The organism is Duganella sp. P38 (assembly GCF_050859475.1).
Classification (GTDB): domain Bacteria; phylum Pseudomonadota; class Gammaproteobacteria; order Burkholderiales; family Burkholderiaceae_D; genus Rugamonas.
Genome location: NZ_CP193936.1, coordinates 3,502,344 through 3,527,115 on the forward strand (window position 1 = coordinate 3,502,344; position 24,772 = coordinate 3,527,115).

The following is a 24,772-nucleotide window of genomic DNA, read 5'->3' on the forward strand; positions in this document are numbered from 1 at the left end:
GCAAGCTCCTTAATATTTGTACGACAGCGTAGCGCCCACAGTACGAGCCTCGCCCAACCAGGCCCACACCGAGCCATAATCGCCATTGCCCACGCGACGGTAATACTGCTTGTCGAACGCATTGTTCACCCACACCGAAGCGTTCCACTCGCCGCGATCCAGCTTGCCGCCGGTGCCGGCCGAGAAACCGGCCAGGCCATAGCCATCCACCCGCGTCAACCGCGAGTTATCGACCGTACCATACATCCAGCCGCGATAGGAGTAACGCGCGCTCACGAAATTGATTAATCCATTCTCGCTGCGCCACGAGTAACGCGTATTCGCATTCCACGTCACCTTCGGCGCGTTGAACACGCGCTCACCGGTCAGATTGCACGATGCCGGCGGCTTCGGCGACAGCGTCACCTCCGCCGGGCAGCGCGCGTTCTGATAATCGGTATAGCGCGCGTCGTTATACACGCCAGCCACGTTCACCTGCCAGCCTTTGGCTACCGTCGCCGCAATGCTGGCCTCCGCACCGCGCGAACGGAAACTGCCGGCGTTCATCAGGTAAGTCTGCTGGTCGTCCGGGTTATAGCCCTGCGTCTGGAAATCGGTAATCTCGGTCTGGAACAGGTCCGCCTTCAGATTCACCTTGTTATCCAGCAGCGAGCCCTTGATGCCCAGCTCCACGCTTTTGGTTTTCTCCGGCTTGATAAACAGCGTATCGTAGCCGGCCGCCTTGGCCGCACCAGCCGAAATATTCAAGCCGCCCGACTTTTCGCCATAGGAGCCGGCCAGGTAAGAACTCCAGCCCGCGCCCAGGTGGCGCTTCAGCACCAGCGTCCCGGAAGGCAGCACATGATATTCCTGCAGATTGCCGGAGTTGAACGATGCGCGGTTATAGCGGATGAAATAACCGCCCTTCTCCTGGTAATTGGCGCGCACGCCCGCCACCAGGTCCCACTCCGGCGTGATATGCCAGGTGCCTTGCGCATATGGCGACAACATATAGTCATGCACCTGGCCGACCCGGATCACATCCAGCCCGTTATAGCTGGTCGAATCCAGATAGACGCCGGCCAGCTTATTGTTGGTATAGCGGGTGTGCGCCAGCGTATCCAGATGCTCGCCAAGATAGGTCAGGCCCAGCGCATAGTCAAAGCGCTCGCCGGCCGGCGAATCGAGACGAAAATCCTGCGACCAGCTACGGTCGATCACGCGCGTGCCCGTATTGTTATAGACCCCCACACTCAGGCCGTCGGCCACATTCGGATCGGAACGGAAGTAGCGATACGACGTCACGGAGCGCAGCTTGTAGCCGTTATCGAACAGCCAGTTGGCCTCCGCCGAGGCCCCGCCCTGCTTCACATGCACGGTGTTCTCGTCATCGAGATCCACGTTCGGGCCGAATACCACATGGTTGCCCACGGCGGCCGAGTGCTTGAGGAAGCTGTCCACGCCACTGAATACATTGGTCGACAACAGTACCGGCGTTGGCTCGCTATTGGTCACGTTGATGTCGGCCGTCAGGCGCAGATTGAAGCCTTCGCCACGCTTGTACAGCAACTGCCCGCGCGCGCCGGTGCTGGTGACACCGGCCAGCGTATTGCCGTTGCGGACGTTGGTTACCGGTCCATCGTTATTGGTATAGACCAGATTCACACGGCCTGCCCAGTTGTCCGTCAGTGCGCCGGACAGCATGGCGCGGCCGCGGACATAGCCGTTCTGTCCATACGACACGCTGGCCGATGCCTCCGGCGTAAAACTCGGCTCGCGCGTGTGAATATTGACCACGCCGCCGGTGGCGTTGGCGCCAAAGGTCGTGCCCTGCGCGCCGCTCAGGACCTCGGCATAGGCGATGTCACCCAGGCCGCTGCTCAACATGCCGGCGCGCGGCAGGTATACATTGTCGACATAAATCGCCACGCTGCTCGGCATGCCGATATTCTGGTCGCCACTGGCCTGTCCGCCGCCATCGCCGATGCCGCGTATCGTAATCTGCGTATCCGAGGGATCGGTGCTCTGAATCACCAGGCCCGGAACCAACTGCTGCAAATCCTCCAGCGTCGTCGCGTTGTGCTCTTCCAGCTCTTCGCCACTGATGCGGTACGACGACGTCGGCGCGCGCTGCACATCGTCCGATTCCTGCTGCGCGCCCGGCCGCCGGGAACCGTTGACCGTAACGCGGGCCAGCACCTCCGGCGGCTGCGCCGCAACGGCAGCCGCCGCCGGGGCGGCGCGCAAGGCCACCGGCGTAATCAACGGTTGCACCGCCGGACGTGCGGCCGCCGGCGCCACCAGCGCGCGGCGGATGGTCAGCGTGCGTCCGCCGCCGGCGCTCACCAGCTCAAAGCCGGTGCCTTCCAGCGCCCGGGTAATCGCCTCGGTGGCGCTGTAGTTGCCGTTGACTGGCGCCGAGCGCACCGTCTCCAGCAGCTTGGGATCGTAGGCCAGCGCCACGCCGCTTTCGGCGGCGATGCGCAGCAGGGTCTTGTCCAGCGGCGCACCGGCCAGCTGGTATTGATGGCGAGTCGCGTCCTGCGCCATCGCGGCCGGCAGGGCGAGCAACTGGGTCACGGCCAGGATGGCCAGGATGTGCTGTGGTTTTTGCAAAACAAGCCTCACAAGGTTACGACGCCTCGACCGAGGCGCTTCACCAACCATGTGCAACGAGATTCGAAAAGTGACACCGGAATCTGAAAATATTTTTTCAGGCCGCTGCGAGCACCGTCAGATAGCCGCCGTAGCGCTGGATGCGCACTGGCAGGATGTCCGCCACCTGCATCAGCGCGCGCTCGATATCGTCCAGCCGGAACACGCCGCTGATTTGCAGCGACGTGGCGCGGCCGCTGACGCGCAAAAGCCCTTTGCGGTAGCGGCTGAAAATCTCCAGCAGCTCGGCCAGCGGCGTGCGGTCCGCCACGCAGACGCCACGTATCCAGGCGCTGACCGCGCCGAATCCCGTTTCCGCCTGTTGCGCGCTCTTGCCGTCAAAGTAGAACGTTTCCCCTTCCGATACCAGCACCGGCCTGCCGCCGTCCGGGCGCAGCAAGGCGCTGCCGCTGCTGACCGACACCACGCTGCGCGCATGCAGCTTGCCGACATTGAAGGTGGCGCCCTCGGTGGAAACGCTGCCATGCGCGGTGGAGACGGTCAGCGCATCATCGCGCGCCGGCCACGATTTGAGCAGTACCTGTCCCTGCTGAAGCTTCAGTAGCGGGCTTTGCGCGCTGCCGGCGAGGTAAATGCGGCTGTTGGCGTCGAAGGCCAGCGGCGTGCCGTCGGCCAGCCGGCCCTCGCCCCGCTCGCCGACGGCGCTCTGCCAGTCGGCATCCATTCCGAGGCCGTGCATGCCCTCGCGGATGCCCCATGTGCCGGCGCCCAGCACCAGCAGGCCGAAGGCCGCGCGCAAGGCGCGGCGCCGTTCGGTGGCAGGTGTGCGCAGCGCCTGCGCCATGGCCAGCGACGCAGGCGAGCGGCCGCCGCCGAAGCGCGACAAACGCTGCTGCAAGGCGTTCCACGCCTGTTCATTGACCGATTCGGCGCGGCGCCATCGATCGAACTCCTGTAGCACGGCGGCGCCGATCTCGCCTTCGCGCAGCCGCACCTCCCACATCACCGCCTGGTGTTCGGCCGGCGCCAGCTTCATGCCAGCGCGCAGCAGGCGGTCAATGCCTGCGCCATGTACTTGCGCACCATGCTGACCGAGACGTCCAGGCGTGCGGCGATATCGGCATAGCCCAGTTCTTCAAACTGGCTGAGGATAAAGGCCTCGCGCGCCTTGGCGCTGATGGTTTGCAGCGCCGCGTCGATGCGCAGCAATTCGTCGATGGCTTCGCAAATCTGTTCCGGCGAGGCGTCGGAAAACTCCGGCGCCTGCGCCAGCTGTTCAAGATAGCCGCGTTCGAGGTCGCGCCGGCGCCAGAACTCATAGGTCAGGCGGCGGGCGATGGTGGTGAGCAGTGCGCGCGGCTGGCGGATATGCGTGACATCCTCCATGCCGGCCAGTTCGGTGAATGCCGATGCGGCCAGGTCTTCGGCGTCATTGCGCGAGCCGACCAGGCGGTGCACGCTGGCCGTGAGCCAGCCATAGCTGCGGCGGAATTCACCGCCGAGGAACTGGTCGCGCGCGGCGGTAGCGAAAGAAACGGTACTCATGGCCGCCAATATAAGCCGGCGGCCAGCGTAATAAAACGATTAAATCCAAATAAGCATTTTAGAAATTATCGCAGTAAGGCGCCGCGCATGGCGCCCGGCGCTGCGCAGACGCCGGCCGTCAACCAGGCAGGCGAGCGCCCAGTTGCAGGGCGGCGGCGATGTTGCGCGCCGCGCCGCGCACGTTGGCGGCGGCGCCGGCCAGCGCTTCTTCCACCGTACAGGGCCGGCTCACCGAGCCGAATACCGCGCTGATGCCGTGTTCGTGCACCGCCGCCGCGTTGGCGCCGAGCGAGCCGCCCAGCGCGATCACCGGCTTGCCATGGCGCTGCGCCACGCGCGCCACGCCAACCGGCGTTTTGCCGTTGACGGTCTGGCCGTCGACGCGGCCTTCGCCGGTAATGACCAGGTCCGCATCGGCCACCGCCGCATCCAGGCCGACGGCATCGGTAACGATTTCGCTGCCCGGCCGCAGGCTGCCGCCCAGGAACACCAGCATGGCCGCACCGATGCCGCCACCGGCGCCGGCGCCCGGCACGTCCGCCACATCCTTGCCCAGATCGCGGGCGATGACGGCGGCGTAGTGGCGCAGATTGTCGTCCAGCCGCGCCACCATATCCGGCGTCGCGCCCTTCTGCGGGCCGAAGATGGCCGACGCGCCTTGCGGGCCAACCAGCGGGTTGCTGACATCGCAGGCCACCTCGAACACGCAATCCTTGATGCGCGCATCGAGTCCGGACAGGTCGATGCGCTCCAGCTTATCCAGCGCGCCGCCGCCCGGCGCCAGGTCGGCGCCGCCGGCGTCCAGCAGGCGGCCGCCCAGCGCTTGCAGCATGCCGGCGCCGCCGTCATTGGTGGCGCTGCCGCCGATGCCCAGCACGAAGCGCCGCGCGCCGGCGTTGAGCGCATTGAGGATCAACTGGCCGGTGCCAAAGCTGGTGGTGCGCAGCGGATTGCGCTGCGACGGCAGCACCAGTTCCAGGCCGCTGGCGGCGGCCATCTCGATCACCGCCGTCTGGCCGTCGCCCATCAGGCCATAAAAGGCCGACACTGGCGCGCCAAGCGGACCGCTAACCTGCAACGCTACCAGCTTGCCGCCGCTGGCGTCGATCATCGCCTGCACCGTGCCTTCGCCGCCATCGGCCACCGGCAGCTTGCGGTACTCGGCGTCCGGGAAGATTTCGCGGAAGCCCGCTTCGATCTCGTTGGCCACGGCCATCGCCGTCAGGCTTTCCTTGAACGAATCGGGCGCTATGACTATCTTCATCGTTGACTCTTATCGGTTGACCAGTTTGGCGGGGATGCGCAGCACCAGTATCGCACCAAGCAGCAGCACGCTGGACAAAATATACAGCGCGGCGTCGGTGCTGTCGGTCGCGTCCTTGATCCAGCCGACCAGGAACGGGCTGACGAAACCGGCGATCTGGCCCAGCGAATTAATCAGCGCCAGGCCGCCGGCGGCTGCCGCGCTGCCGAGGAAGGCCGCCGGCAGGGACCAGAACTGCGCCAGCGCCGCCAGCGCGCCCATGGTCGCCATGCTCAAGCCGATCATGACGATCAGCGCATTGCTGGAGAAATTAGCCGCCATCATCAGGCCGATCAGGCCCATGACCATCGGCAGCGATACGTGGAAGCGGCGCTCGCGGCGTTTGTCGGCGGAACGGCCGGCCCACACCATGAACACCGCGGCCAGCAGGTAAGGCACGGCGCTCAGCCAGCCGACGGTGACCGCGCTCTCGAAGCCCAGCGATTTGATAATCGACGGCAGCCAGAAGTTGATGGCGTAGACGCCCATCTGGATGCAGAAGTAGATCACGCCCAGCATCCACACGCTGCCGTTGCGCAGCACGGCGCCGAAGGAATCGCCGGCGCTGCTGGTGGCGGCGCGCTGCTGCTCGTCGGCGACCAGCGCCGCGCGCATGGCCGATTTTTCCTCGTCGCTGAGCCACCCGGCCTGCGTGATGCCGTCATTCAGGTAGAAATACACGCCCACGCCGAGCAGCACGGTGGGCAGGCCTTGCAGCAGGAACAGCCACTGCCAGGCCATCATGCCGCCCTGGCCCGCCGAGAAGTGCGACAGCATCCAGCCGGACAGCGGACCGCCGATCAGGCCCGAAATCGGAATCGCCGACATGAACAGCGCCATCACCCGGCCGCGCTTCTGCGTCGGGAACCAGTGGGTGAAGTACAGCACCATGCCGGGGAAGAAGCCCGCTTCGGCCACGCCGGTGAAGAAGCGCAGCACGTAGAACGAGGTTGGCGTGGTGACGAACAACATGCAGGCCGACAGGCTGCCCCACGCGATCATCATCACCGAAATCCAGCGGCGCGCGCCGATTTTGTGCAGGATCAGATTACTCGGCACGCCGCTCAGCACGTAGCCGATGAAGAAAATGCCGGCGCCTAAGCCGTACACGGTATTGCTCAATTTGAGCGCGTCGAGCATCTCCAGTTTGGCGAAGCCGACGTTCACCCGGTCCAGGTAATTGAACAGGTAGCAAACGAAGATGAAGGGGATCAGGTGCCAGCTGGCCTTTTTATAGGCGCCGTCGAGAATGGACATGCGAGTCTCCAGTGTCTTTTAATGATACCCGGGATTATCTGGAATCGATCACAAAAAAGCATTGGCCGCACGCCCGAATCTGCCGCCGTCCGCGCCACAATTTTTGTGCAAATGCCCTAAAATAGCGGCCATGGACATTTTAAGCACGGCCCTGGCGCAGGACATCGTCACCCGCACCATGCGCATCATTCCGTATAACGTCAACGTCATGGACGCCAACGGCAGCATCATCGCCAGCGGCAATCCGGCCCGCCTGGGCGAGCTGCACGCCGGTGCGCTGCTGGCGCTGGCCAAGAAGCTCACGGTGGAAATCGACGAAGCCAGCGCGCGCAACCTGCACGGCGCCCAGCCGGGCATCAACCTGCCGCTAACGGTGCACGGCCAGTTGTGCGGCGCGGTAGGCCTGAGCGGCGCGCCGGACGAGGTGCGCCAGTTCGGTGAACTGGTGCGCCTGACCGCCGAGATGATCCTCGAACAGGCGCAACTGGCCGGCGAGCTGCAACGCGATTCGCGCTACCGCGAAGCCTTCGTGCTTAACCTGATCAACGCCGACCGCGCCGGCGCCGACCAGGCGGACCTGAACGCATGGGCGCACCGGCTCGGCGTCAGCTTCGACCGGCCGCACGCGGTTCACCTGCTGGAACTGGACGACAGCGCCGCACTGGCCGAGCTGCAAGGCCTGCAACTGCGGCTGCAAGCGGCCGCACCGTCGATGCTGACGGCGGCGGCAGGTCCGCACGAACTGGTGATACTGGACTTCGACGACCAGCCGCAGGACGCGCTGGCGGCGCTGCTGCGGGAGATCTGTCCGCAGCCGCACTCGCTCACCAGCGGCATCGCCCTGCCCGGCCTGGCCGGCGTGGCCACCTCCTTCCACAGCGCCCGGACGGCGGCGCGCATCGGCCGCGCGCGCGATGCGCGCCGTACCGGCCAGCGCCGGTACAGTTACTACGACCACACGCTGCCTGTACTGCTGTCCGGCCTGGACAGCGGCTGGCAGGCGGCCCAGTTGCGCGCGCCCGTCGAAAAGCTGGGCAAGCACAAGGACATGCTGCGGCGCACACTGGAAGCCTGGTTCGCGCACGACGGCCATCCGGCCGCCACCGCCGAGGCGCTGCACATCCACCGCAACACGCTGGACTACCGGCTGCGCCGTGTCGGCGAAATCACCGGGCTGGATCTGGCGCGGCTGGAAGACCGCTTTCTGCTCTACATTTCCTTGCTCTTGTCTAGCCCCTGAAACTATCTGATACAGATAAAACAACAAGTTCGGAAATGCTGAAAACTTGCTGTATTATTCCCGCTTGCCCGAAAAGCAGCCCACAAGGCCCGCCTTGGGACACACGATAAAACACAAAAAAGCACGGGAGCTATTTTGAGCATTTTTTAGAACGAAGAATCTGGATGAGATGATTGCCAACGCCCGCAAGCCGGGCGGCCTGGCAAAGGTGCTTGGTCCGTTCGACCTGGTTCTGATGGGCATAGGCGCCATCGTCGGTACTGGCATCTTCGTGCTGACCGGCACTGGCGCCGTTACCGCCGGCCCTGCGCTGACGCTGTCCTTCGTGGTCGCCGCCGTCGCCTGCTGTTTCGCCGCGCTGTGCTACGCGGAATTCGCCTCCACCGTGCCGGTGGCCGGCTCCATCTACACCTACTCCTATGCGACGCTGGGCGAACTGGCCGCGTGGATGATCGGCTGGGACCTGCTGCTGGAATACGGCCTGGCCACGTCCGCCGTGTCGGTCGGCTGGTCCGGCTACTTCCAGTCGCTGCTGTCGGGCTTCGGCTGGCACCTGCCCGATGCGCTGAGCGCCGCGCCGGGCGCCATTCCAGGCAAGGAAACACTAATCAACCTGCCGGCGCTGTGCATCATGCTGCTGCTGACGGCGATGCTGAGTCTCGGCGTGCGCGAATCGGCGCGCGTCAACAACGTCATGGTGGTCATCAAGGTCGGCGTGGTGCTGCTGTTTATCCTGGTCGGGGCGCGCCACGTAACGCCGGCTAACTGGACGCCGTTCATGCCATACGGGATGAACGGCATGCTGAGCGCCTCGGCACTGGTGTTCTTCGCCTTTATCGGCTTCGACGCCGTGACCTCGGCGGCGGAAGAAGTGAAACGTCCCGAGCGCGATCTGCCGATCGGCATCATCGGTTCGCTGGCCGGTTGCACCGTGCTGTATGTGATCGTCTCGGCGATCATGACCGGCATCGTGCCATACAAGGAATTCCTCGGCATCGACCACCCGGTCACGCTGGCCCTGCAACGCGCAGGCGAAAACTGGTTCGCCGGCTTCGTCGACCTGGGCGCGATCCTCGGCATGACCACCGTGATCCTGGTCATGGCTTATGGCCAGACCCGCATCATCTACGCCATGTCGCGCGACGGCCTGCTGCCGCAACGCCTGTCGAAGGTGCATCCACGCTTCCAGACGCCGTTCTTCGCCACCTGGCTGGTCGGCATCGTGTTCGGCCTGATGGCTGCCTTCGTGCCGCTGAATGTCCTGAGTGAGCTGGTCAACATCGGCACGCTGGCGGCATTCACGCTGGTGTCGGTCGCCGTGGTCATCCTGCGCAAAAAGCGCCCGGACCTGCCGCGCGCGTTCCGCTGCCCGGGCGTACCGGTGATTCCGGCGCTGGCCGTGATCTTCTGCATCACGCTGATGGCTTACCTGAGCTGGCACACCTGGGTTGCCTTCGGCATCTGGATGGCAATCGGCCTGGTGATCTACTTCACCTACGCCCGCCAGCGTTCGCTGTTGAACTAAGCACCTGCACGTGGCGCTTGCGGCCTGCCGACAAGCGCCACGGCCCCTCGCCGGCCGGCAGCAAGCGGTCGGCGCCCGCCACCTCCCCATCCAGGCGCAAGCCGCCACCTTCGGCCAGCCGGCGCGCCGCGCGAGGCGGCCAATCCCGATTCCACCGCCAGTTCCGCCAGACTTACACCGGCATCGATGCGCGCACGGTCCAGCACCAGCTGCGGCACATCGACCTGCGCCTCGCCATGCGCCAGCCGCGTGGCTTCGTCGGCGAGGATGATCTTGGCCGCGTTCAGCTCCTCGCCTTGCAGCGCGCCCAGTCGCCTTACCTCGTCCATCGGCAGCTCGGTGAACAGCGCCAGGAAGCGGCCGACGTCGCGGTCGTCGGTATTGCGCCAGAACTGCCAGAAATCGAACGGCGCCAGGCGATCCGCGTTGAGCCACACGGCGCCGCTGGCCGACTTGCCCATCTTGCGGCCGTCGCTGGTGGCCAGCAGCGGCATGGTCAGCCCGTGCAGCGCCAGGCCTTGCTGGCGGCGGCTCAGGTCGACGCCGTTGATGATGTTGGCCCACTGGTCGGCGCCGCCGATTTGCAGCGTGCATTGGTGGCGCCGCGCCAGTTCGACAAAGTCGTATGCCTGCAGCAGCGTGTAGCCGAATTCGAGGAATGACAGCGAGTGTTCGAGCCGCGTGCGGATCGCGTCGAAGGTCAGCATGCGATTCACGCTGAAATGGCGGCCGACCGTCGACAGGAATTCAAGATAGCCCAGGCCGTCGAGCCAATCGGCATTGTCGACCACTTGCACCTCGTCGCCGAGGTAGCGCTGGAAAGCGCTGCCGATGCCGCGCATGTTGGCGGCGATGGCAGCGGCGTCCAGCAACGGGCGCGAACTGTCGCGGAAGCTCGGGTCGCCGATGCGCGTGGTGGCGCCGCCGATCAGCAACAGCGGCGTATGGCCGGCGCGCTTGAGCCAGCGCATCAGCATCAAGCCTTGCAGGTGGCCCACATGCAGACTGTCGGCAGTGGCGTCGAAGCCGAGATACGCGGTGACAGGGCCGGCGGCAAAAGCCTGGCGCAAGCCATCGGCATCGGTACACTGGTGGACAAAAGCGGCGCGAGGTCAAGTCACGTGGAACTTCTTGCGGTAGGCAGCGGGCAGCAGTCCGACACGCTGCTGGAACAGGCGGCGGAAGGAATTGCTGTCTTCGTAGCCGACCTTGAAGGTGATGCTGTCGAGGCTCATGCGCGTCGATTCCAGCAGCTGCTTGGCTTTCTCCAGGCGCAGCGTTTGCAGATAGGCCAACGGCGTATAGCCCGTCGCCTCCTTGAAGCGGCGCATGAAGTTGCGCACGCCGAAACCAAAGCGCGGCGCCAGTTCCTCGATGCACAGCGGCTGGGCATAGTGATCCTCCAGCCAGTTCTGCACGCGCAGGATATCGGCGTCGCCATGACTCTTGGGCATCGACCACATTACGTACACGGACTGCTCGCTGCCGGCGTTATCGATCAGCAGATAGCGGCTGCACTTCTGCGCCAGTTCCAGCGAGCCGTAACGGCGGATCAGATGCAGCAGCAGGTCCATCGCCGCGCTGGCGCCGCCGCTGGTCATCAGGCGGTTGTCTTCGCACAGGTTCTGGCGCGCGTCCATGCGCACGTCCGGATAGCGCTTTTGGAACAGCTCAGCGAACGCCCAATGCGTGGTGGCGCGAACGCCCGACAGCAAGCCGCTTTCAGCCAGCATGAAGGTCGCGGTGCACATCGTTGCCAGCACTGCACCCTGTGCGTGCTGGCTGCGCAGCCATGCGCCGTATCGGCCGAAGCCCGGCAAGGCTTCGCGCAGCGTGAACAGAAAGCCGGGGATCAGCACCAGGTCCGTGCGCGCGATGTCCGCCAGCGCCGTCTCCGGCTGCAGGGTCTGGCCGCGCAGCGTCACAACCGGCCGGCCGTGGAGCGACGCCGTGACGACGTCGAACAGCGGCTCGCCGGCGAACAGGTTGGCGGCGGTCAGCATCTCCAGCGCGGTCGTGGCGCTGGCGGCCGAGCACTGCTCGGCAAACAGTAAGGTGATGTGCATGGCGGATTTCGCATGAAAAAAGTCGTTTCCGCACCTACCTTAACAGAATCGCATCGTCTATAGTGGTGGCGATCCTCTACTCACCTATACACCATGAATCTCTGGTTCCGACTGATCTGGATGCTGCTCAAGCGTCCGTGGCGCAAGCCCGCCGACCCGTTTTCCACCACGGTGATACGCCTGCGCGTATGGCCGCTGGACCTGGACCTCAACCGCCACGTCACCAATGGCCGCTACTTCACGCTGGCCGACATTGGCCGCATGGATTACGTGCTGCGCACCGGCGCCTTCCGCACGGCGCTGCGTCGCAAGGCCGTGCCCATCGTCGGCGATGCCTGGGGCAAGTTCCGCCGCGAGCTGAAACTGTTTGAGACATTTGAAATCCACACCCGCATGCTGGGCTGGGATGAGAAGTGGAGCTTCCTCGAACACCGTTTCGTCAAGGATGGCCGTGTCGCCGGCACCGTGGTGATGCGCGGCGTGTTCCGCTCGGCCGCCGGCACGGTGCCGCCGGCCGATATCGTGCGCGACCTTGGCCTGCCGGAGCAGTCTCCGGCCATGCCATCATGGCTGACGGCATGGTCGGAGAGCTGCGACGGCATGAGCACGCAGTTGCGTGAAGAGGAAGGTTCTACTTCACGCTGATTTTGCCGGTGCCGGCATTGTTCAGCACCGATGCCTTGACGGCGCCCGCATCCAGCGCCTTCACGGCGTACGGCACGGTCCAGCCGACGGCGTTGCTGAAGCTGCACTTGCCCGCCACGTCCAGCGGCGCACCGTTCAGCAGCGAGCCACTGTCCACGATGGCGCCCTTTTTGCTCGACGAGCCGGGATTGGTGACGATCTGCGTGCAGCTGCTGGCGCCAGCCACATCGAAAGCATTGTTCTGCGAGATGATCTTGGCCAGGTAGCCGACCCCGATGCTGTAATGGTGCGGATACACGGCGTGCGAGCGGCTGCCCTCGAAGTAGTTGTTGTAGATGTGGACCTTGCCGAAGCGGACACGCGGGGCGCGCTCACTGACGTTGAGGAAGTGGTTGCCGACGAAGGTGACGGTCAGATGGCCATCGTCCGTGGTGCGCGAGTCCGAGGAGCCGATCAGGTTATTTTTCTGATGCAGCTCGAAGCGGTTGTTGGAGATGGTGACGTAGTCCGATCCGTTCTTTACATCCAGCGCGCCATCGTGGCATTGCTTCAGGCGGCCGTTCGCGGTTGGCAGTTTGTCGTCGGTCATCGGCGCGTCGGTAAAGGCGTTGTGGTCGATCCAGACGTTCTTTGACGCCAGCACCGTGATGCCGTCGTATTCCGAGTTCCAGTTGCCGGCACTGCCGTCGTCCGGGTCCCATACCGGCGCGATGTCGCATGGCGCCTGAATGTTCAGGTTACGCACGATGACGTTCTCCACGCCGTTGATGACGATGTTGGCGTTGACCAGCTTTGTGTCGCTGCCCATGCCGATCAGCGTGGTGTTGCTGCCCAATTTGATCTGCAAGCGCGCCGCCTGGTCGGTGGTGTTCTTGTATGGGCCGCCGTTGTCGGCTGCCGTCTGGTCGATGGTGCCGTACAGTTTGATGATTTTCGGCTTGTCGCCCTGCGCCTTGATCGCGGCGACCAGTTGTGCGGCGGAGCTGACTTTGTAGATTGCCGTCGACGCAGCCGCCGCGCCGCCGCTGGTGCCGCCGTTCTGCCCCGCCCAGCCGGCCGCCGGCGCGGCTTCGTAGGTGGCGTCGCCGCCCGGCGCAGGCGTCGGCGTCGGCGTCGGCGTCGGCGTTGGCGTTGGCGCCGGTGTCGGTGTCGGTGTCGGGGTCGGTGTCGGGGTCGGTGTCGGGGTAGCGCTCAGCGGCCCGACTGCGCACTTCTTGTCCTTGCCCGGATATGGGTCAGAACCAAAAGCGGCAACCGTGCAGGCGACATCGCCGGACAAGGTCTGAACCACCCATTTATCCTTGATGCCAAACGAAACCTGCCGCGCGCTGGCGCCAACCTTGCAGGTATCACCCTGCGCCGCACACTTGGAAAAGCCGCTCGGCCAATCGGCCGCATGCGCGCCGCCTGCGAACAGCACAGCCAAGGCCGCGCCCATTATCGTTTTATTCATAGTTCCCCTTTAAAAAACCCGCAACAATATCAGAATTGAAATTCAACTCTAACACAATTGCCAATGGGCAACATATGAAAAATGAAACTGCTTATATAACAATCAGATCTAGCTCGCGCATAAAGCCAGCCGCCTGCCCGTGCGAAATAACCGCGCCCTTGAACAAACCGGCCTCACTCAGTTTCACGCCTTCGATATTGGCCGAACGCAGATCGGCTCCCTGGAATTTCGCCAGCTTGAGCACCGCATTCCGCAGGCTGCCGCCCTCGAACACCGCGTCCCGGAAATCGCAGCCGGAGAGATAGGCCTCTGAAAAATCCAGCTCCTTCAGCACCGCCTTGCGGAACGAGAAGCCGCGCATGTCCGCCCCCACCAGCAGGCATTCGTCGAAGTGGATCCCCAGGTGAGCCACCTCTTCGAACGAAGCACCGGTCAGCTTGCAGCCATGGAAAGCGGCTGACGCCAGTTTGGCGCGGCGCCACTTGGCGTTATTCAGGTCGCAGCCATCGAAGCGTGCATCGACGGCATCGACCGATTCCAGATCGGCGCCGCCGGCGCGGCAGCGCAGCCAACGCGAACGCGCCAGCTTGCAGGCGAACAGCGTGGCGCCGGTGAACGTGCAGCGTTCAAAAACCACGCCTTGCAAATCAAGGCGCGACAAGTCCTCATCATCGAAAGCGCAATTCTCGAAACGGCGCACGCCTTGCGCCAGATGGTCTTCCAGTTCGGCGCGCGTCAGCGCCACGCCGGAAACGGCGTCGGTATTCACATCACTCATCACTTCAGATTCATTGTTTGTACAGACAGCAGCTTGCATTGTCCCGCCACACTCACATACGTGCGCATGAACTGATAACGGTTGCTGCGAAAGGTGGCGCCATCGGGATTCCACTGCTCGGTGGTGCTCACGCCGCGCACCACCGAGGTGTCGTCCTGAACATGCACATGCACATCGCTGGTGGCGCGCGATTTATATATCACCGGCCTGGCCAGCCGCGCCAACAAAATGTCGCGCGTTTCGATTTGCGTGCCCAGCGTATGCACCCACACGTAGTCGTCGGCCAGCAGCGAGCGCAGGAAGGCCACATCGCCCACCCGCAACGCCTCCTCATATTGCGTATCAAGTTTGACCAGCGCCTCGGGCGGCAGGCACGGCGCGGCGGACACCAGCAGAGGCAGCGCGGCCAGCACGGAAAGCAGTATTTTCTTCATGGTGCCACGGAGTATAACCGCTACACGGTGCCCTATCCCACAGACTTCGTCACGAATCGCCAGTAACCTTTCACCATGATGAGAAAATACCGCAAGCAGCCCTTTGATGTGGCCAATGTCCGCCGCCTGCTGGAACCTGGGCCGGTGGTGCTGGTCAGTTCTGCGTGGCAGGGCAAGACGAATATCATGACGATGGGATGGCATATGATGATCGGCTTCGAGCCGGCGCTCTTCGGTTGCTATATCGACGAGAGCAACCATAGCTATGACATGGTCGTCAATAGCGGCGAATGCGTCATCAACCTGCCCACCGCAGACCTGCTGGAACAGGTCATCGGCATCGGCAATTGCAGCGGCGCCGACACCGAAAAATTCGCCCTCTTCGGCCTGACTGCCGTAGCGGGCGAGGAAGTGGCGGCGCCGCTGATCGCCGAATGCTACGCCAGCTTCGAGTGCCGGCTGGCCAACGCGCAGCCCAATCCCAACCATCCGCTGTTCGTATGGCAGGTGGTGCGCGCGCATGCCGCCTCGTCGCCCCGGCTGCCCAAGACGCTGCACTATCGCGGCGACGGCGAATTCATGGTGTCCGGCCGCGAGATCGCCACGCTGGACCGCTATCCCAACCAGCGCCGCTAATGCCGCGCCGGCGGCACAGGAGACGCGATGAGTCCCAACCAATGGTTTTTGCTGATTGGCCTGCTGATGCTGGCGCGCGGCCTGGCGGCGACGACGATCTCGCGCTCGCCGTTCACCTCGGCCATCGTCTACCTTGGCGTCGGCCTGCTGCTTGGTCCCAGCTGCCTTAACCTGTTCAACTTCGATCCCGCCAAGGAATCCGAACTGCTGGAGATGCTGGCCGAAGTGGCGCTGCTGATTTCCCTGTTCTCGGCCGGGATCAAGATGCCGGTGCCGTTCAACCTGTCGCGCTGGAACGCGCCGCTGCGGCTGGCATGGGTGTCGATGACGCTGACGGTAGGACTGGTGGCGCTGTTCGGCTACTACGTGCTGCACCTGCCGCCCGGTGCGGCCGTTCTGCTGGGCGGCATACTGGCGCCGACCGACCCGGTGCTGGCCACCGACGTGCAAGTGCGCCATCCGGGCGACAAGGACGAGCTGCGCTTCAACCTCACCTGCGAGGCCGGCATGAACGACGGCAGCGCCTTCCCGTTTGTGCTGCTGGGCCTTGGCATGCTGCACATGGGCGAAGCCGGCGACCATCTGGTGCAATGGCTGCTGGTCGATGTGCTGTGGGCCACCGGCGCCGCCATCGCGGTCGGCATCGCCGCCGGCGCGGGACTGGCGCGCCTGGGCTGGCGCCTGCGCGTGCTGGAGCCGCGCCACGAAATCATGGACGATCTGGTCGGCCTCGGACTGATTGCGATCGTGTTCAGCGTGGCGAGCCTGATCAAGGCCTCCGGCTTCCTGGCCGTGTTCTTCGCCGCCGTGGCGCTGCGCCAGACGGAGCTGAAGCTGGCCGGCGCCCCCAAGGACGACCATGGCCTGCGCGAGCCGGAACTGGCCAAGTCGGAAGTGGCGCAGGCTAGCGAAAACAAGAACGTGCCGCTGGTGGTCAGCGCCGAAGCACTGGTGTTCAAGGAACATCTCGAACGCCTGTCCGAGCTGACGCTGGTGCTGCTGTTGGGCGGCATGATCTCGCTGAGCGACCTGCCCTACGAAACCATCGGCGTCGCCGCCTTCCTTTTCGTGGTGGCGCGGCCGCTGGCGGTGTACATTGGCCTGATGGGCAGCGGCACCGGCAAGCGCATGCGCGCCCTGATCGGCTGGTTCGGCGTGCGCGGCATCGGTTCCATCTTCTACCTGGTCTACGCCATCGAGGCCGGGCTGCCGGCCAACATCTCCAGCCAGCTCACCGGCATTGCCCTGGGCGTAATCATGCTGTCGATCCTGATCCACGGCTTCAGCGTGAAGCCGCTGATCGATACTAAATGAGCGACGCGATCGCGCTGCCCACTTCGGTGGTGCTGGCGCCGCCGCCCATGTCCGGCGTGCGCGGTCCCTCGACCAGGCAGCGCTCGACGGCTGCGACGATGGCGTCGTGCGCATCGCTGTGGCCGAGGAAGTCCAGCATCATCGCGCCGCACCAGATCATGGCGATCGGATTGGCGATATTCCGCCCGTAGATGTCCGGCGCCGAGCCATGCACCGGCTCGAACAACGACGGGAAGGTGCGCTCCGGATTCAGGTTGGCCGAGGGCGCGATGCCGATGGTGCCCGCGCATGCGGGACCAAGGTCGGACAGGATGTCGCCGAACAGGTTGGACGCCACCACCACGTCGAAACGCTCCGGCGACAGCACGAAGCGCGCCGTCAGGATATCGATGTGGTACTTGTCGTGCCTGACGTCCGGGTAGCCGCGGCCCAGCGCATCCACACGCTCGTCCCAGTACGGCATGCTGATCGAGATGCCGTTCGACTTGGTGGCCGAGGTCAGATGCTTCTTCGGCCGCTTTTGCGCCAGTTCAAACGCAAACTTCACCACGCGGTCCACGCCGGTGCGGGTGAAGACGGCTTCCTGCAGCACGAACTCGCGCTCGGTGCCCTCGAACATGCGGCCGCCGACGCTCGAATATTCGCCCTCGGTGTTCTCGCGCACGATGTACATATCGATATCGCCGGGCTGCTTGTTCGCCAGCGGGCAAGGCACGCCGGGCAGCAGGCGCACCGGCCGCAGGTTGACGTACTGGTCGAACTGGCGGCGGAACTTGATCAGCGATCCCCACAGCGACACGTGGTCCGGCACCGTGTCCGGCCAGCCCACCGCGCCGAAGAACAACGCGTCGAAGCCCTTCAGCTGCGCCATCCAGTCGTCCGGCATCATCTTGCCGTGCTTCAGATAGTAGTCGCAGCTCGGCCACTCAAAGCTGGTCCACTCGATGCCGAAATTGAAACGGCGCGCAGCCGCTTCCACCGCGCGCATCCCTTCGGGCATGACTTCCTTGCCGATGCCGTCGCCGGCCAGCACCGCGATTTTGTGTACTTTCATGGATTCCCCCTCATGCAAAGCCACAGCATAAACCCATCCTCGTCGTTTATAATCGCCGGATATGTAAATCCATAGAACACGAATCGTGGTCAAACGCATCGATAACGAAGATCTTCGCGTATTCGCGACCGCCGCGCGCAAGGCCAGCTTTGCGGCGGCCGCCGAGGAACTCGGCATGTCGCCCGCCTATGTCAGCAAGCGTATCGGCGTGCTGGAACGAATGCTGGGCGTGCGCCTGTTCCACCGCACCACGCGCCGGGTCATCATCAGCGAGGATGGCGAAAAGGTCTATGCCCACGCCATGACCATCCTGGAAAACCTCGACAGCCTGCTGCACGAAGTGGCGGAGCGCCGCGAGCTGCCGCGCGGCCAGCTGCGCATTTGCAGCAGCTTCGGTTTCGGCCGCAACGTGGTGGCGCCGGTGGTGGCGCGGCTGGTGGCGGCGCATCCCGCGTTGCAGGTGCGCTTTGAAGTGTTCGACCGGCTGGTCGATATCGTCTCCGAGGGCTTTGACCTCGACGTGCGCATCGGCGACGAGATCGCGCCGAATATGATCGCCCGCAAGCTAATGCCCAATCACCGCATCCTGTGCGCCGCGCCGGCCTATCTGCGCCAGCATGGCGCGCCGCGCAGCTTGCAGGACCTGGCCAGCCATAACTGCCTGCCTATCAAGGAGCGCGACATGCCGTTCGGAGTGTGGTCGTTGCGGAATACCGGCGGGCCGGAGGAAACCGTGAAGGTCACCGGCTCGCTGTCAGCCAACCATGGCGAGATAGCGCTGCAATGGGCGGTTGCCGGCGCGGGTATCGTGCTGCGTTCGCACTGGGACGCCGCGCCGCACCTGCGCAGCGGCGAACTGGTACAGGTACTGCCCCAGTACGCGCAGAGCGCCAACGTGTGGGCGGTCTATCCGCAACGCCTGGCAGGATCGGCCAAGGTGCGGGTATGCGTCGAATTTCTGGAGCAGCAGCTGGCCCGGGACTAGCGCCGCGCAAGCGCGCTTACAGTTTGTACTCGACCTTCAGCGTTACGCGGCGGTCTTCGCCCGGCGCCACCCACGTTTGCTGATACGAGCTTGGGTAGTAGACCTTGTCGAAGAGATTATCGATATCCAGCGAAATGCGCAGCTTCTTCGACGGCGAATACGACGACACCAGCTTGGCCGTGGTATAAGCCGGCAGCTTGAACGTGCTGCTGATGGCGACATCGCCATTGCGCTCGCCGACATAATTGGCGCCGCCGCCGAACGAAGCGCGCGCGCCGCCGCCCAGGCTGAAGTCGCGCACCAGCATTACATTCGCCGCCTGTTTCGGCACGTTCGCCAGGCGGCCGCCGACCGCCAGCACGTTATCGCGCAGTACCTTGGCGTCGGTGTAGGCATACGACAAGGACAATTGCAGCTGGCGGGCGATCTCGCCCGCCACGTCCAGCTCCACGCCCTTGCTGCCGACTTCACCGGCGGCCAGCGAGAAGTTGGTGTCGAGCGGATTCACCGTCAGCACATTGTCCTTCCTGATCGAGTACAGCGCCAGCGTGCTGCTGATTTTCGCATCGGCGGTGTCGAACTTCACGCCCGCCTCGTAGGCGCGACTGGTCTCGGCCGGGAAGGACTCGTTATTGATGCCGATGCCGCTATTCGGCCGGAACGACTTGCCGGCCGACGCGTACAGCGACACCTGCCGGTCCGGCTGGTAGACGATGCCGGCGCGCGGACTGGTGGTTTCCAGCGACTGGTGGTTTTGCAGGCCGGCGCGGTTATGGTTGGTGATGGTCTGGCGATACGAGTCGCGGCGCACGCCGATCAGCGCCTTCCACTGTGTGCTCAGGTCGATCTGGTCCTGCGCGTAAATCGCGGTCTGCCACTGCTGCTCGCGGGTGTTGATCGAAGGTCCGAGCGCGGTCGGCTGCGCGCCGCCGTACACCGGCGCATAAATATCGATGGCGTAAGGCGCGCCGGCGTTGGGGCTCTTGCGCAGTTGCAGGCGGTCGTCGATGAAGCGGTAGCCGTCCACGCCGACCAGCACATGGTGCATGCCTACCTTGCCCAGCAACTCGACGCGCCCCGACCAGTCCTGCGCCGAGAAATCGCGGTAACGGCGCTGGCGCCAGAGCGTGCGGCCGTCCGCCTGCAAGGCCGACGCCTCGCTCGAAAAACCGACCATTTCGCTGCTGCGGTAGGACAGGCCGCTTTGCAGCGACCAGCCGTTATTGAAGTCATGCTGAACGAACAGCTGGTGGCCGGTGGACTTGACGGTCATCGGGCCGTCGGACTTCTCGCCGAGGAAGCGCGAATTCGGGATCAGTCCCAGCACGCCCTTCACCGCCACCACGCCGCGGTCAAAATAGGCCTGCTGTTCAAAGGCCTCAAGCTCATACGACAGCGTGGTGTTGTCGGACAGGCGCCAGATCACCGATGGCGACACCATATGGCGTTTCGACGACAAGGTGTCTCGATAGCTATCGCCCTTTTCGTAGACGCCATTCAGCCGGTACGCCACGCGCTCGCTCAAAGGCCCGGTGAGGTCCACCGCTGTGCGCCAGGTATCGTGCGTGGACAGCGACTGGCTCAAGGTGTAGGACGGCTGAAACAAGGGCTTCTTGGTGGTGATATTGACAATTCCGCCCGGCTCGCCGCGCCCGTACAGCGCCGCTGCCGGGCCTTTCAGGATCTCGATGCTGCTGACATTGGCGCTGTCGCGCATGCCGTTATAGCCCCGGCTGGAGCTGAAGCCGTTCACCAGAAAATCGGAGCCATAGCTTGGATCGCCGGTGAAGCCGCGCACCGCATAGCTGTCCCACACGCCGCCGAAATTGCTCTGGCGTGAAATGCCGCTGCCCAGGTCCAAAGCATCGGCGAAACGGCTAACGCCCGCATCGCGTAGCATGTCGGCGGTCAGCACGCGGGCGCTCTGCGGCAGGTCTTTCAGGTCGGTTTCGGTCTTGGTGGCCCCGGTGGCGGACAGGCTGCGATAGGGCTGGCGCGCGCCGACAATCTCCACAACGTCATCCGCCAGGGCGAAAAATGGATAGGCGGCGGCAAGACACGCCGCCAGGCGCGAGAAACGTACAACCGACATGAAAACTCCGTTAGCAAATGCAAGTCGGCTGCATTATACACAAATGCAATTCTATTGCATTACTTTTTCGGGTGTCATCGGTGTACTGCGGACCCGGCGCCCGGTGGCGTGATAGATGGCATTGCTGATCGCGGCGGAAACGCCCACCAGCCCGATCTCCCCCACTCCCTTGGCGCCGATGCGGCTGACGATGCGGTCGTCCTCCTGCACGAAGATGACATCGATCTCGTGAATGTCCGCGTTCACCGACACGTGATACTCGGCCAGGTTATGATTCATAAAACGTCCGAGTCCGTGATCGCAATGGGTTTCCTCGTGCAGCGCCTGGCCAATGCCCCAAACCACGCCGCCGATGATCTGACTGCGCGCTGTCTTGGCGCTGATGATGCGGCCGGCCGCGATGGCGCTGACAACGCGCGTCACCCGCACCGTGCCGAACTCCGGATCGACACGCACCTCGACGAACACCGCCGAATGGGTGGAGCGCTGGTACTTCATCTGCTTCAGCATATTCGGCAGCATCAGGTACTTTTCCTCGATCTTCGCGGTTTCGCTGGCGGCCATAACGCCTACCAGCGAAATCGCGGTGTCGGGACGCCCCGCCAGCCGTATCTGGCCTGATGCGAACTCGATGTCGGCAAAGCGCGCCTTGGCCAGCGGCGACGACGGCAGCTGCTTCGCCAGCTTGAACAGCGTCTTTTGCAGCTTTTCGCACACGCCCTGCACCGCCGAGCCGACTGTCGCCACGTGCGAAGAGCCGCCCTCGATCGGCGCCACGGGCAGTGTCGAGTCGCCCAGCTGGAAGCGCACCTTCTCCAGCGGCAAACCCATGGCGTCGGCTGCGATGATGCTCATCGCGGTATAGGTGCCGGTGCCGATATCGCTGGCCGCGCTGCTGACCACCAGCGTGCCGTCGGCGTGCAGCACGGCGCTGGCGCGCGCGAACATCTGCATCGCATCCCACACGCCGGTCGCCATGCCCCAGCCGACCAGCTCTCGGCCCTCGCGCATGCTGCCGGGCGCCAGCGGGCGCTTGTCCCAGCCGAAGCGCCGGGCGCCCTGCTCGTAGCAGGCGCGCAGCTCCTTGGTCGAATAAGGCAGGCCGCGCGCGGGATCGATGTCAGCGTAGTTTTTGAGGCGCAGCGCCAGCGGGTCCATATTCAAGGCATAGGACAACTCGTCCATCGCCACCTCCAGCGCGTGCACGCCGTGCGCGGCGCCAGGCGCGCGCATGTCCATCGGGCTGGCGTGATCCAGGTCCACCAGGTGATAGCCAAGCCGCACATGCTCGCACGCGTACAACTCGCCGGACCAGTTGACCACCACCTCCACGTAATCTTCCATGCGCGACGTCTCCGCCACCGCTTCGTGGATAATGGACGTCAGCGTGCCGTCGGCATCGGCCGACAGCTTCACGCGCTGCAGCGTTTCGGGCCGGTGGCCAAAGGTGAACATCTGCTGGCGCGTCAGCACCACGCGCACGGAGCGCTCCAGCTTGAGCGCGGCCATCACCGCCAGCGGCAGCTGGTACTGCGGGCGCAAGCCCGAGCCGAAGGCGCCGCCGACATAGGGATTGCGCACCGTGACCTTGTCCTTGGACAGCCCGAATACATGCGACACATACCAGCGGCTGTTCTGCGAGCTTTGCGTCTTGTCGTAGATGATCAGGTGGCCGTCGGCGTCGCGGATCACGGTGCTGGCGAACATCTCCAGCGGATTGTGGTGTTCGACGCCGCTGTAGTATTCGCCCTCGATGCGGATCGCCGCCTTTTCCCACACTTCGTCCGCATGGCCTTTGGGGTCGGGCGGCGGCGTATAGCCGGCTTTCATGCGTCCGGGCTTGTAAGAGCGCTCACGATTTTCCAGCAGCGAGGTCGCATGCGGATCGCTCTCGTAGTCCACTTCCACCAGGCGCGCGGCGTAGCGCGCCGCCTCGAACGATTCCGCCACCACCAGCGCCACAGGCTGCCCGCTATAGAGAATCTTGTCGTCATACAGGGGGCGGAACGGCGAGCCGCCAGGCGCGGTCATGTCCTTGTAGAAGATGTCGAAGGAGCGGATGCGCGGCCGGTTCAGATGCGTGATTACCTCAACCACGCCGGGCGCCGCCAGCGCCGCCCCGGTATGCATGGCGCGGATGCGCCCGCGAGGAATGGCGCTGCTGACCACCACGCCGTACAGCAGCCCTTCGGCAGCATATTCGGCGGCGTAGTGCGCCTGGCCGGTCACCTTGTCGCGGCCATCCACGCGCGACACCGCCATGCCGATGCTGACGGCGCCCGCGCCCTGGTCCGCCACCGGCGTGCGTAATGCTTCAATCAGATCCGTCACGTTCGCTCCCTGTATTGTCGTAAGTCCCCGCCGCCGCCAGTTCCAGCGCGCGCACCACGGCGCGCCTGGCCAGCGCGATCTTGAAGTCGTTCTGCCCCTGCCCCAGCGCGCCGAACAGCAGCGTGCTGGCGACGTGCGCAAAGCTGTCCGCCGTCGGCGCATGGCCGACCAGCAGCTGCTCGGCGGCCGGCACACGCCACGGTTTATGCGCCACGCCGCCCAGCGCGATGCGCGCCGCGCGCACCTTGCCATTGTGGTCCAGGTCCAGCATGGCGCCGACCGATACCAGCGCGAACGCGTACGAGGCGCGGTCGCGCAGCTTAAGATAGCTGGAATGGCCGGCGAATTGCGCTGCCGGCGGCAGCTCGATATGCGTAATCAGTTCGTCTTCCGCCAGTGTGGTGTCGATATGCGGCTGATCTTCCGGCAGGCGGTGGAAATCCGCAAAGGCAATCTGCCGGGGGCCGCGCGCCGAACGCACGTGCACCACCGCCTCCAGCGCGGCCAGCGCCACGCACATGTCGGACGGATGGACGGCGATGCAATGCCCGCTGGCGCCCAGGATCGCGTGCTGGCGTGTCAGGCCGCCGATGGCGGCGCAGCCGCTGCCGGGCTGCCGCTTGTTACACGGCGTGGCGACGTCATAAAAGTAGTGGCAGCGCGTACGTTGCAGCAGGTTGCCGCCGTTGCTGGCCATATTGCGGATCTGCGGCGAGGCGCCGGCCAGTATGGCCGCCGTCAGCAGCGGATACTGCTCACGCACCAGCGGATGATAGGCGGTATCCGCATTGCGGCCGGTGGCGCCGAGCAGCAGGCCGCCGTTCCCGGTCTGCTCCACGCCGTCCAGCGCCAGTCCGTTGATGTCGACCAGCGCCGCCGGCCGCATCACATCTTCCTTCATCAGATCCAGCAGATTGGTGCCGCCGGCGATAATGCGCGCGCCATCGCCAGCGTGGTGCAGCGCCTGGTCCGCGTCGGCGGCGCGCAGGTAGGTGACCGGATTCATGCCGGCACCGTGCCTGGCTCGTACGGCCGCCGTTCGTCCTGCGCTGCGATTCCCATCACCTCGGTAACGGCGACAACGATGCCGGGATAGGCGCCGCAGCGGCAGATATTGCCGCTCATTAGCTCGCGCACCTGGTCGACGCTGCGGGCCTGTCCCTCGTTCATCAGGCCCACGGCGGAACACAGCTGCCCGGGAGTGCAATAGCCGCACTGGAAGGCGTCGTGCTCGATGAAAGCCTGCTGCAACGGATGCAACTGTTCGCCGTCAGCCAGGCCTTCGACAGTGGTGACCTCCTGGCCGTCCTGCATGACCGCCAGCGTCAGGCAGGAGTTGATGCGGCGCCCGCCGACCAGCACCGTGCAGGCGCCGCACTGGCCATGGTCGCAGCCCTTCTTGGTGCCGGTCAGGCCGGCACGTTCGCGCAGCAGGTCGAGCAGCGTTACCCATGCTTCGACTTCAAACTCGCGCGCTTCGCCATTCAGGCGCAGGCGTATCGGATAGCGTGATTGCATA

At 64.5% G+C, this 24,772-nt stretch carries 21 protein-coding genes; 6 read left to right on the top strand and 15 right to left on the bottom strand.

The annotated features are described in order from the left end of the window. Nucleotides 1–9: 9 nt before the first annotated feature. From ACRQ5J_RS16235 to ACRQ5J_RS16255, 5 genes are all read right to left on the bottom strand, one after another. Entirely contained in the window at nt 10–2,595 is a 2,586-nt protein-coding gene (locus tag ACRQ5J_RS16235) for a TonB-dependent receptor domain-containing protein (protein ID WP_432378016.1), read from the bottom strand. A gap of 97 nt (nt 2,596–2,692) precedes the next feature. Beyond that, nucleotides 2,693–3,631, bottom strand: coding sequence for a FecR domain-containing protein (locus tag ACRQ5J_RS16240; RefSeq protein ID WP_432378018.1), 939 nt, complete (start codon nt 3,629–3,631; stop codon nt 2,693–2,695). Next, nucleotides 3,628–4,140: a sigma-70 family RNA polymerase sigma factor gene (locus ACRQ5J_RS16245; protein ID WP_432378019.1), complete on the bottom strand. Its 513-nt coding sequence runs from the start codon at nt 4,138–4,140 to the stop codon at nt 3,628–3,630. The genes ACRQ5J_RS16240 and ACRQ5J_RS16245 overlap by 4 nt, the downstream gene beginning before the upstream one ends. A gap of 118 nt (nt 4,141–4,258) precedes the next feature. Next, nucleotides 4,259–5,404 (bottom strand): glycerate kinase, encoded by a 1,146-nt coding sequence (locus ACRQ5J_RS16250; RefSeq protein ID WP_432378021.1) that lies wholly within the window; start codon nt 5,402–5,404, stop codon nt 4,259–4,261. Between the two features lie 9 nt (nt 5,405–5,413). Beyond that, complete coding sequence (locus tag ACRQ5J_RS16255) at nt 5,414–6,700, bottom strand: MFS transporter (protein WP_432378023.1); 1,287 nt, start codon at nt 6,698–6,700, stop codon at nt 5,414–5,416. 130 nt (nt 6,701–6,830) lie between these two features. Here ACRQ5J_RS16255 and ACRQ5J_RS16260 point away from each other — a divergent pair, with 130 nt between their 5' ends. Next, a complete protein-coding gene (locus tag ACRQ5J_RS16260) occupies nt 6,831–7,940 on the top strand; it encodes a sugar diacid recognition domain-containing protein (protein WP_432378025.1) in 1,110 nt (369 codons plus the stop codon). A gap of 169 nt (nt 7,941–8,109) precedes the next feature. Continuing rightward, nucleotides 8,110–9,465 carry an amino acid permease gene (locus ACRQ5J_RS16265; protein ID WP_432378027.1) on the top strand — a complete coding sequence of 452 codons (1,356 nt, stop codon included), beginning with the start codon at nt 8,110–8,112 and terminating at the stop codon, nt 9,463–9,465. Here the strand turns inward: ACRQ5J_RS16265 and tyrS are convergent. Next, entirely contained in the window at nt 9,462–10,535 is a 1,074-nt protein-coding gene (tyrS, locus tag ACRQ5J_RS16270; protein WP_432378029.1) for a tyrosine--tRNA ligase, read from the bottom strand. The two genes, ACRQ5J_RS16265 and tyrS, sit on opposite strands and share 4 nt — an antisense overlap. Before the next feature lie 42 nt (nt 10,536–10,577). Continuing rightward, nucleotides 10,578–11,531, bottom strand: coding sequence for a GlxA family transcriptional regulator (locus tag ACRQ5J_RS16275; RefSeq protein WP_432378031.1), 954 nt, complete (start codon nt 11,529–11,531; stop codon nt 10,578–10,580). 93 nt (nt 11,532–11,624) lie between these two features. Here ACRQ5J_RS16275 and ACRQ5J_RS16280 point away from each other — a divergent pair, with 93 nt between their 5' ends. Then, nucleotides 11,625–12,176: a thioesterase family protein gene (locus ACRQ5J_RS16280; RefSeq protein ID WP_432378033.1), complete on the top strand. Its 552-nt coding sequence runs from the start codon at nt 11,625–11,627 to the stop codon at nt 12,174–12,176. Here ACRQ5J_RS16280 and ACRQ5J_RS16285 read toward each other — a convergent pair. The 3 genes from ACRQ5J_RS16285 to ACRQ5J_RS16295 all read right to left on the bottom strand — a co-directional run bounded on the left by ACRQ5J_RS16285 (nt 12,163) and on the right by ACRQ5J_RS16295 (nt 14,841). Next, nucleotides 12,163–13,629, bottom strand: a complete 1,467-nt coding sequence (locus tag ACRQ5J_RS16285) for a pectate lyase family protein (protein ID WP_432378035.1) — start codon at nt 13,627–13,629, stop codon at nt 12,163–12,165. The two genes, ACRQ5J_RS16280 and ACRQ5J_RS16285, sit on opposite strands and share 14 nt — an antisense overlap. A gap of 91 nt (nt 13,630–13,720) precedes the next feature. Continuing rightward, a complete protein-coding gene (locus ACRQ5J_RS16290) occupies nt 13,721–14,446 on the bottom strand; it encodes a pentapeptide repeat-containing protein (RefSeq protein ID WP_432378037.1) in 726 nt (241 codons plus the stop codon). After that, nucleotides 14,407–14,841 carry a nuclear transport factor 2 family protein gene (locus ACRQ5J_RS16295; RefSeq protein WP_432378039.1) on the bottom strand — a complete coding sequence of 145 codons (435 nt, stop codon included), beginning with the start codon at nt 14,839–14,841 and terminating at the stop codon, nt 14,407–14,409. The genes ACRQ5J_RS16290 and ACRQ5J_RS16295 overlap by 40 nt, the downstream gene beginning before the upstream one ends. 78 nt (nt 14,842–14,919) lie before the next feature. Between ACRQ5J_RS16295 and ACRQ5J_RS16300 the strand changes: the two genes are divergently transcribed. Together ACRQ5J_RS16300 and ACRQ5J_RS16305 are read left to right on the top strand one after the other, a co-directional pair. Beyond that, on the top strand, nt 14,920–15,477 hold the full coding sequence (locus ACRQ5J_RS16300; RefSeq protein ID WP_432378041.1) for a flavin reductase family protein: 558 nt from the start codon (nt 14,920–14,922) through the stop codon (nt 15,475–15,477). Nucleotides 15,478–15,504: 27 nt separating this feature from the next. After that, complete coding sequence (locus tag ACRQ5J_RS16305; protein WP_432378043.1) at nt 15,505–16,791, top strand: cation:proton antiporter; 1,287 nt, start codon at nt 15,505–15,507, stop codon at nt 16,789–16,791. On the opposite strand, the gene ACRQ5J_RS16310 is transcribed toward ACRQ5J_RS16305, so the two are convergent. Further along, on the bottom strand, nt 16,784–17,845 hold the full coding sequence (locus ACRQ5J_RS16310; protein WP_432378044.1) for a tartrate dehydrogenase: 1,062 nt from the start codon (nt 17,843–17,845) through the stop codon (nt 16,784–16,786). The two genes, ACRQ5J_RS16305 and ACRQ5J_RS16310, sit on opposite strands and share 8 nt — an antisense overlap. Before the next feature lie 85 nt (nt 17,846–17,930). On the opposite strand from ACRQ5J_RS16310, the gene ACRQ5J_RS16315 reads away from it, so the two are divergent. Beyond that, nucleotides 17,931–18,830, top strand: a complete 900-nt coding sequence (locus ACRQ5J_RS16315; protein ID WP_432378046.1) for a LysR family transcriptional regulator — start codon at nt 17,931–17,933, stop codon at nt 18,828–18,830. A 16-nt stretch (nt 18,831–18,846) separates the two neighbouring features. Here the strand turns inward: ACRQ5J_RS16315 and ACRQ5J_RS16320 are convergent, their stop codons facing one another. Genes ACRQ5J_RS16320 through ACRQ5J_RS16335 form a run of 4 tightly spaced genes read right to left on the bottom strand, consistent with a single transcriptional unit; the run spans nt 18,847 to nt 24,771 of the window. Then, nucleotides 18,847–20,922, bottom strand: coding sequence for a TonB-dependent siderophore receptor (locus tag ACRQ5J_RS16320; protein WP_432378048.1), 2,076 nt, complete (start codon nt 20,920–20,922; stop codon nt 18,847–18,849). Between the two features lie 51 nt (nt 20,923–20,973). Then, entirely contained in the window at nt 20,974–23,253 is a 2,280-nt protein-coding gene (locus tag ACRQ5J_RS16325) for a xanthine dehydrogenase family protein molybdopterin-binding subunit (protein ID WP_432378050.1), read from the bottom strand. Beyond that, nucleotides 23,237–24,259, bottom strand: coding sequence for an FAD binding domain-containing protein (locus ACRQ5J_RS16330; RefSeq protein WP_432378052.1), 1,023 nt, complete (start codon nt 24,257–24,259; stop codon nt 23,237–23,239). The genes ACRQ5J_RS16325 and ACRQ5J_RS16330 overlap by 17 nt, the downstream gene beginning before the upstream one ends. Continuing rightward, the gene (locus tag ACRQ5J_RS16335; RefSeq protein ID WP_432378054.1) at nt 24,256–24,771 is read right to left on the bottom strand and encodes a (2Fe-2S)-binding protein; all 516 of its coding nucleotides are present in this window, start codon (nt 24,769–24,771) and stop codon (nt 24,256–24,258) included. Before ACRQ5J_RS16335 ends, ACRQ5J_RS16330 begins: the two co-directional genes overlap by 4 nt. Nucleotide 24,772 lies beyond the last annotated feature (1 nt).